We start from the raw sequence: 7588 nt of genomic DNA on the forward strand, positions 1-7588 counted from the left end.
CATAAAAGAACAAACTCTTTTTGACTAATACTGTTGTTTAATACATAACTTAAACAACAACTTAATTATGGAATGGATTATAAATCAATTAAGGGTACATCCCGAACTTGCCATTTTCTTAACGCTTTTCGCAGGATTCTGGCTTGGTAAGTTTAAAATCGGAAAATTTTCTTTAGGTACGGTAACCAGTGTTCTTCTTGTCGGTGTATTGGTTGGGCAATTAAATATTACCGTAGACGGTCCAATGAAAGCCGTATTCTTCCTACTTTTCTTATTTGCTGTCGGCTATAAAGTTGGACCACAATTTTTCCGTGGACTGAAAAAAGATGGCCTGCCTCAAGTAGGATTCGCTATACTGATGTGTATCGTCAGTTTAATAGCACCATGGATACTCGCTAAAATCATGGGCTACCACCCAGGAGAAGCGGCAGGGTTATTAGCCGGTTCGCAAACAATATCAGCAGTCATCGGCGTAGCTAGTGACACTATCAACCAATTAGATATCAACGATGCACAGAAAACAACATATATTAATGCTATTCCGGTAGCCTATGCCGTAACTTATATCTTCGGTACGGCAGGTTCAGCTTGGATTCTAGCCTCCCTGGGTCCGAAAATACTTGGAGGATTAGACAAAGTAAAATCCGACTGTAAAGAACTGGAAGCCAAAATGGGAACCTCGGAAGCGGATGAACCCGGATTTGCACCGGCACTCCGTCCGGTCGTATTTCGTGCCTATAAAATTACGAATAAATGGTTTGGTAACGGGAAAAAAGTCAGTGAACTTGAAAATTATCTATGTAAGAATGATAAACGTCTATTTGTAGAACGTGTCCGTCAGGCAGGCATCGTAAAAGAAGTTAACCCAAATTTGATTCTTCACCGAAATGACGAAATAGTACTTAGCGGACGTCGCGAGTTTGTAATTGGAGAGGAGGATTGGATAGGACCGGAAGTGATTGATGCGCAATTACTTGATTTTCCGGCAGAAACTCTTCCGGTAATGATTACTCACCGGACCTTTGCCGGAGAAACAGTTTCTAAAATCCGTTCGCAGAAATTCATGCATGGAGTAAGTATCCGCAACATCAAACGTGCTGGAATCAATGTTCCAGTATTAGCTAAAACCATAATAGATTCCGGTGATATACTCGAACTTACAGGACTTAAACATGAAGTAGAAGATGCTGCCAGACAAATGGGATACGTTGACCGTCCTACTAATCAAACAGATATGATTTTCGTCGGACTTGGAATCCTGCTCGGTGGTCTTTTCGGAGCATTAGCTATTCATTTGGGAGGTGTCCCTATCAGCCTTTCAACTAGTGGCGGAGCATTGATTGCAGGACTTCTATTTGGTTGGTTACGTAGTAAACATCCTACTTTCGGCGGTATTCCAGAACCCTCCTTATGGGTACTGAACAATGTAGGGCTGAATATGTTTATTGCAGTAGTCGGCATTGCTGCCGGTCCCAGTTTCATTGCCGGATTTAAAGAAGTAGGTTTCAGTCTGTTTATTGTCGGTGCATTGGCAACAGCCATTCCTTTATTGGCAGGATTACTTATGGCAAAATACTTGTTTAGGTTCCATCCGGCTCTGTCACTAGGATGTACTGCAGGGGCACGTACCACAACTGCTGCCCTAGGAGCTATTCAAGATGCAGTAGAAAGCGACACGCCAGCTTTGGGATATACAGTAACATATGCTGTAGGTAACACTCTATTGATTATTTGGGGAGTTGTCATCGTGCTACTTATGTAACTCTTGTATCAATTTATTTTCAGAAATACTAATTAAACAAGCCCATAACCTAAACAAAGACAGGCTGGGAAATTACCCCTGTCGTTCAAAAACTTGTACTCACGTTTATTTCATATATAAATCAACAAAATATCATTATGGAAAAGAAAACAAATATCCCAACCATTACAAAAAGTTATGCTAAGAAAATGGAAACAATCAGTCCATTCGAACTGAAAAACAAACTTATTGATATGGCAGACGAAAGTATCAAAAAGATTGCACACACCATGCTGAATGCCGGAAGGGGTAATCCGAACTGGATTGCCACCGAACCACGCGAAGCATTTTTCCTATTGGGACAATTCGGACTTTGCGAATGTCACCGCGTATTCTCATCAAAAGAAGGAATAGCAGGAATTCCACAAAAATCAGGAATAGCCGCCCGTTTCGAGGCATTTCTGAAAAACAATGAAAAAACCCCTGGTGCCAGTTTACTGAAGAAAGGTTATAACTACATGTTGATGGAACATGCCGTCGACCCGGATACACTTATCCATGAATGGACTGAAGCAGTCATTGGTGACCAATATCCTGTCCCTGACCGTATCCTACATTTTACAGAGTTGATTATACAAGATTATCTGGCACAAGAAATGTGTGACCGTCGTCCTCCTAAAGGGAATTTCAATCTTTTTGCCACAGAAGGAGGAACAGCAGCCATGTGTTATGTATTCGATTCATTACAAGAAAATTTTCTGCTAAACCAAGGGGATGCCATTGCATTAATGATTCCAGTTTTCACTCCTTACATTGAGATTCCGCAACTACGGCGTTATCAATTCGACGTTACGGAAATATCCGCCGATCAGATGACATCCGACGGGCTACATACGTGGCAATATAAGGATGAGGACATCAACAAATTAAAAGACCCGCAAATTAAAGCATTATTTATTACTAATCCAAGTAATCCACCCAGTTATGCGTTAAACCGAGAGACAACCGAACATATCATCGACATTGTAAAGAATGATAATCCGAATTTAATGATTATCACAGATGACGTATACGGAACATTCATCCCTCATTTCCGTTCACTGATGGCAGAATTACCGCATAATACACTCTGCGTTTACTCCTTTTCCAAATACTTCGGAGCTACAGGATGGAGAACCGCAGTCATTGCCTTGCACGAAGACAACATCTACGACAAAATGATTGCCCACCTGTCGGAGGAGCAGAAATCAATATTAAACAAACGTTATTCCAGTCTTAGCCTACAACCGGATAAGATGAAATTTATCGACCGTATGGTAGCAGACAGTCGGCAGATTGCACTGAATCATACCGCCGGACTTTCCTTACCCCAGCAAATACAGATGAGTTTATTTGCCATCTTCTCATTGCTGGATAAAGAAGACAGTTATAAAAATAAAATGCAGGAAATTATTCGTCGTCGTTTACACGCTTTATGGAACAATACAGGTTTCACATTAGTAGAGGACCCACTGCGTGCCGGATATTACTCAGAAATTGATATGTTGGTATGGGCGAAGAAATTCTACGGAAATGATTTTGTCACATATTTACAAAAGAAATACAATCCGTTGGATGTCGTTTTCCGTCTCGCTAACGAAACATCGCTTGTACTGTTAAACGGCGGTGGTTTTGCCGGCCCTAAATGGAGCGTTCGAGTATCGCTTGCCAATTTGAATGAAGTTGATTACATAAAAATCGGACAAAGTATCAAACGTGTATTAGAAGAATATGCCCAAGCATGGAAAGCATGCTATCCAATAAACGGAAATCAATAAGAAATAAATAAAATCAGGGAGATAATCCGAAGCAAATTTGTCAAAGCACAAAAGGATTTCTGTGCTTTGACAAATTCCGGCTTACCTCTACAGAACACACTCATCTTACTCCTGTAATCTATCGTCATACCAGTGTCAACTTCTATCTTGGCATATTGATTATTTCTGGAAAATGATATTCTCCCTTATCTATTCCCAAAATTAAATTCTGAAACTATCAAAATACATATTTTTCATTTAACAAAATAGTATTACCTTTGACACTCAAACATTCAAAAATGAATAGACAATGAAAATGTATCTTATTTTACTGTTAGCGATTATTTTTGAAACAATTGCTACCTCTTATCTGAAACAAAGCGAACAATTCACAAAGCTTCTCCCCTCCATTATCACAATTCTAGGGTATGCCGCAGCATTTTATTGTTTAAGCATAGTATTAAAAAGTATTCCCGTCGGCATTGCCTATGCCATTTGGTCAGGAGTCGGTATCATACTTATAGCTTTGATTGGTTTCTTTGTCTTTAAACAGCACCTCGACTTACCGGCAATCATCGGATTAGGTCTAATTATTGCAGGCGTAGTAGTCATCAATGTTTTCTCTCATTCCATATCCCATTAGTTTTTATCTGTTTACCAAAAGAAAACATAACAAAAGCAGATTATCAACCAGAAATTTTCTATCTTTGTCGTAAATCAACCTTTATATGAAGATGAAAAAGTTAATTTTATTTCTTTCACTAACATTATCGGTCGGTTTTGTCTTTGCTCAGTCGGAAGTTCCTTCCGACAGTATTCACCGTGTCCCGTCAACCAATATTAAAGAATTCGGCGGTTTTTTACTGGATATGGGATTAATGAATGTAACACCTCCCAAACTTCCCAAATTCAGTTTAGACATACCGGATATGAGCAAAGATTACAATCAAATATTCCGTTTAAATACGGATGCAATCTACTCACAAGGATTCACAAGCACATTTTCCCCTTCCTTCTCTAATTTCGGATACGGATGGGGCTTGTTTGCCTCTCCCCAGTTTATGCAAATGGGCTCTTTCAAATTAAAAAACGGAATGAGAATCAATACTTATGGAGATTATGATAAAGATGGGTGGAAAATACCCAACCGAAGTGCGATGCCGTGGGAAAAAAACAATTTTCGGGGAGCATTTGAACTTAAATCAGCCAATGGAAATTTTGGCATACGGATTGAAGTACAACAAGGACGGAACAGTCTTTATTAAGATTGTTACTTATTGTCATAAATAATCTCTTATAGAAAAAGATACCGTCAATTACAGGAGAATACGATTTTTAGTCCGAGATTTAACCATTTCTCTACTAACTATAAAAAAGAGCCATATCTCAAATGATATTTTGGATACCTATTTTATAGGGATATCCAGTAAATGTCCCATTCTTCGATTTAATGAAAAGCTGTTCCATTGGAAAGAAACAGGTTGCTCTTCTTTTAAATCCCCAAAGATAGAATTTATTGAATATCCCTATAAAACAGAAGTAATATCAGTTATTAATTCATATTGTCTTCAGACTCACTTCTCCAGTTTTACAACTCTCCTGATTCAAAAACCTTATCTGCAGCAGACATCGCATTAACTATCCGATCACACCATCTATCAAATTCAGGGTCAGGAATTTGTACTTCAGGGTGTGAAAGCATATAACGTATAGATTGTCTCAAACCATCTGCCATTGAGACATGGCAAACAAAATCCGGCACAAGTCTTTTTATTTTCGAATTATCGAAAACAACTGTTGACGACTTATCTCCTAACAATTCTCCTCTGAAATCATAATTCTCTCCATGTCGTGCCAGAAAATCCGAAGCGACATGCATTGCATTCAACGTTTTTCCCAATGCATCAGCAATGATTTCATAAATCTGGTTCCACGTCATACTCTCATCGGTAGTTATATGAAAAGCATTCCCGATAGCATGGGGATTTGCCATTAAACCAACATATCCTTTAGCGAAATCTTTCGAATGAGTCAGTGTCCACAACGAACTTCCGTCACCTGGAATGATTATTGGTTTTCCTTCAAGAATACGCTTGATTATCTGCCAGTTCCCCTTAGAGCCATGCACGCACACGGGAGGTTTTGTCCCGTTATAAGTATGGCTAGGACGAACGATAGTAACAGGAAACCCAACTGTACGATAAGCCCTCATCAATACTTCTTCCGCAGCAATCTTATTACGGGAATATTCCCAATAAGGGTTTGCCAGCGGAGTACTTTCCGTAATACGATAATCAGCCAATGGTTTTTGATAAGCAGAAGCGCTACTTATAAATATATATTGTTTTGTTTTACCACGAAACAAGCGGATGTCGCGCTCTGCATCTTCTGCAGTATAAGCAATGAATTGAGCAACCACATCATAGTTTTCGTGTTCGATAACTTTGGCTATCAGCTCTTCATTATGAATGTCTGCAATAATATTACGCATACCATCCGGTAAATTCCAATTTCCTCTGTTAAGCAAAGTTACCTCCCATCCCTTTTGTTGTGCCAATGCAGAAACGTCAGCACTGATTGTACCCGTTCCACCAATAAATAATACTCTCATAAGCTAACAATTAAAAAATATACTAATTTCATTTTTGCAAAAGCCCTGTTTTTATGAAAACAGAATTTTCACAAAGGTATTAATTCTGATGTTCATCTTCTGCAATCACTAGGAGTTATTTCACTACAAGTGCTACATATACTATTCTCTCTGGCTGACAACTAAAAATCAGCTTGCCATTCTATCGAATCCGTTGTATATAAATTACGGTTTCTCATACCTATATTACTGATTTACAAATATACATTAAAAATATATGCATAAAAGTTTTATCTTTGTCACCAGATAAAATCATAAGACCTATGAACGAAATTACTAAAATTGAAACTATTGACCAGTATGACCAGCTATTCGGGTTGGAAACCTTACACCCCTTAGTAAATGTGATTGATTTTTCAAAAGCGACAAAAACAGTAGAATACTATCGTATGAATATCGGATTCTACTCTTTGTTTTTAAAAGACATAAAATGTGGCGACCTAAAATACGGACGCAAATATTACGATTATCAGGAAGGAACGGTTGTTTGCATGGCACCGGGACAAGTAGTCGGAATAGATAATCGGAAAAACATCCCTCAACATACAAAATCCATAGGTGTCTTGTTTCATCCGGATTTAATCCGGGGAACTTCCCTAGGGCAAAACATAAAGAACTATTCTTTCTTCTCTTACGAAGTCAACGAAGCTCTACATTTGTCCGACCAGGAAAAAGAAATCGTAACAGACTGTATACGCAAAATACAAATCGAGTTAGAACATACCATCGACAAACACAGTAAACAACTCATCGTCCGTAATATCGAGTTGCTGCTCGATTATTGCATGCGTTTTTATGAACGACAATTTATCACACGTAATCAAGTAAACAAAGACATTATTGTACGATTCGAACATTTATTGGACGAATATTTTCAAGGACAAACGGTACAAACTGAAGGATTGCCCTCAGTAAAATATTTCGCAGACAAAGTTTGTCTTTCTTCCAACTATTTCGGTGACTTGATAAAGAAAGAAACCGGTAAGACTGCTCAGGAATATATCCGGCATCGGATTATAGAACTAGCCAAAGAACGAATTTTAGAAGGGTCTCAAACAGTAAGTCAAATTGCCTACGAATTGGGATTTCAATATCCTCAACATTTCACCCGACTATTTAAAAAATATGTTGGATACACCCCTAATGAATACAAACAACGAAATTAAAAATACATAAACCATAAAAATCACAGAATACCGATTACTTTATAAATTATTCTCAGAATACCCGGTTCAATAAAGGCATTCAGATTACATCTGATTCTTAATAAAGTTTGAATTGAGCAACTCAACCATTAATCAATGTTATAAAACACACTTTTTCTCTTGAATTATTTGCAGATAACTCAAAAGTATGTACATTTGCAATGTGTTTTTCATAGTATTAGATTTAAGGTTAACA

6 protein-coding genes are annotated in these 7588 nt (G+C 38.1%); 5 read left to right on the forward strand and 1 reads right to left on the reverse strand.

Features of this window, described 5'->3' with window-relative positions; genetic code table 11:
* Positions 1-67: 67 nt before the first annotated feature.
* The 4 genes from aspT (at position 68) to Q5076_RS14550 (ending at position 4802) form a co-directional block, all read left to right on the forward strand.
* Positions 68-1762: an aspartate-alanine antiporter gene (aspT, locus tag Q5076_RS14535; RefSeq protein ID WP_303014318.1), complete on the forward strand. Its 1695-nt coding sequence runs from the start codon at positions 68-70 to the stop codon at positions 1760-1762.
* Between the two features lie 137 nt (positions 1763-1899).
* Positions 1900-3558 carry an aspartate 4-decarboxylase gene (gene aspD, locus Q5076_RS14540; RefSeq protein WP_303014319.1) on the forward strand — a complete coding sequence of 553 codons (1659 nt, stop codon included), beginning with the start codon at positions 1900-1902 and terminating at the stop codon, positions 3556-3558.
* Between the two features lie 289 nt (positions 3559-3847).
* Positions 3848-4180: a multidrug efflux SMR transporter gene (locus Q5076_RS14545; RefSeq protein WP_303014320.1), complete on the forward strand. Its 333-nt coding sequence runs from the start codon at positions 3848-3850 to the stop codon at positions 4178-4180.
* A 91-nt stretch (positions 4181-4271) separates the two neighbouring features.
* Positions 4272-4802: an occludin gene (locus Q5076_RS14550; RefSeq protein WP_303014321.1), complete on the forward strand. Its 531-nt coding sequence runs from the start codon at positions 4272-4274 to the stop codon at positions 4800-4802.
* A 323-nt stretch (positions 4803-5125) separates the two neighbouring features.
* On the opposite strand, the gene Q5076_RS14555 is transcribed toward Q5076_RS14550, so the two are convergent.
* Positions 5126-6148, reverse strand: coding sequence for an SDR family oxidoreductase (locus Q5076_RS14555; protein ID WP_303014322.1), 1023 nt, complete (start codon positions 6146-6148; stop codon positions 5126-5128).
* 302 nt (positions 6149-6450) lie between these two features.
* Between Q5076_RS14555 and Q5076_RS14560 the strand changes: the two genes are divergently transcribed.
* Positions 6451-7353: an AraC family transcriptional regulator gene (locus Q5076_RS14560; protein WP_303014323.1), complete on the forward strand. Its 903-nt coding sequence runs from the start codon at positions 6451-6453 to the stop codon at positions 7351-7353.
* The last annotated feature ends 235 nt before the right edge of the window (positions 7354-7588 follow it).

Origin of the sequence: uncultured Bacteroides sp. (assembly GCF_958445495.1) — a bacterium.
Lineage (GTDB): Bacteria > Bacteroidota > Bacteroidia > Bacteroidales > Bacteroidaceae > Bacteroides.

Coding starts and splice junctions, on each gene's coding strand:
- aspT (WP_303014318.1), top strand. CDS start 68: ATGGAATGGATTATAAATCAATTAAGGGTACATCCCGAACTTGCCATT.
- aspD (WP_303014319.1), top strand. CDS start 1,900: ATGGAAAAGAAAACAAATATCCCAACCATTACAAAAAGTTATGCTAAG.
- Q5076_RS14545 (WP_303014320.1), top strand. CDS start 3,848: ATGAAAATGTATCTTATTTTACTGTTAGCGATTATTTTTGAAACAATT.
- Q5076_RS14550 (WP_303014321.1), top strand. CDS start 4,272: ATGAAAAAGTTAATTTTATTTCTTTCACTAACATTATCGGTCGGTTTT.
- Q5076_RS14555 (WP_303014322.1), bottom strand. CDS start 6,148: ATGAGAGTATTATTTATTGGTGGAACGGGTACAATCAGTGCTGACGTT.
- Q5076_RS14560 (WP_303014323.1), top strand. CDS start 6,451: ATGAACGAAATTACTAAAATTGAAACTATTGACCAGTATGACCAGCTA.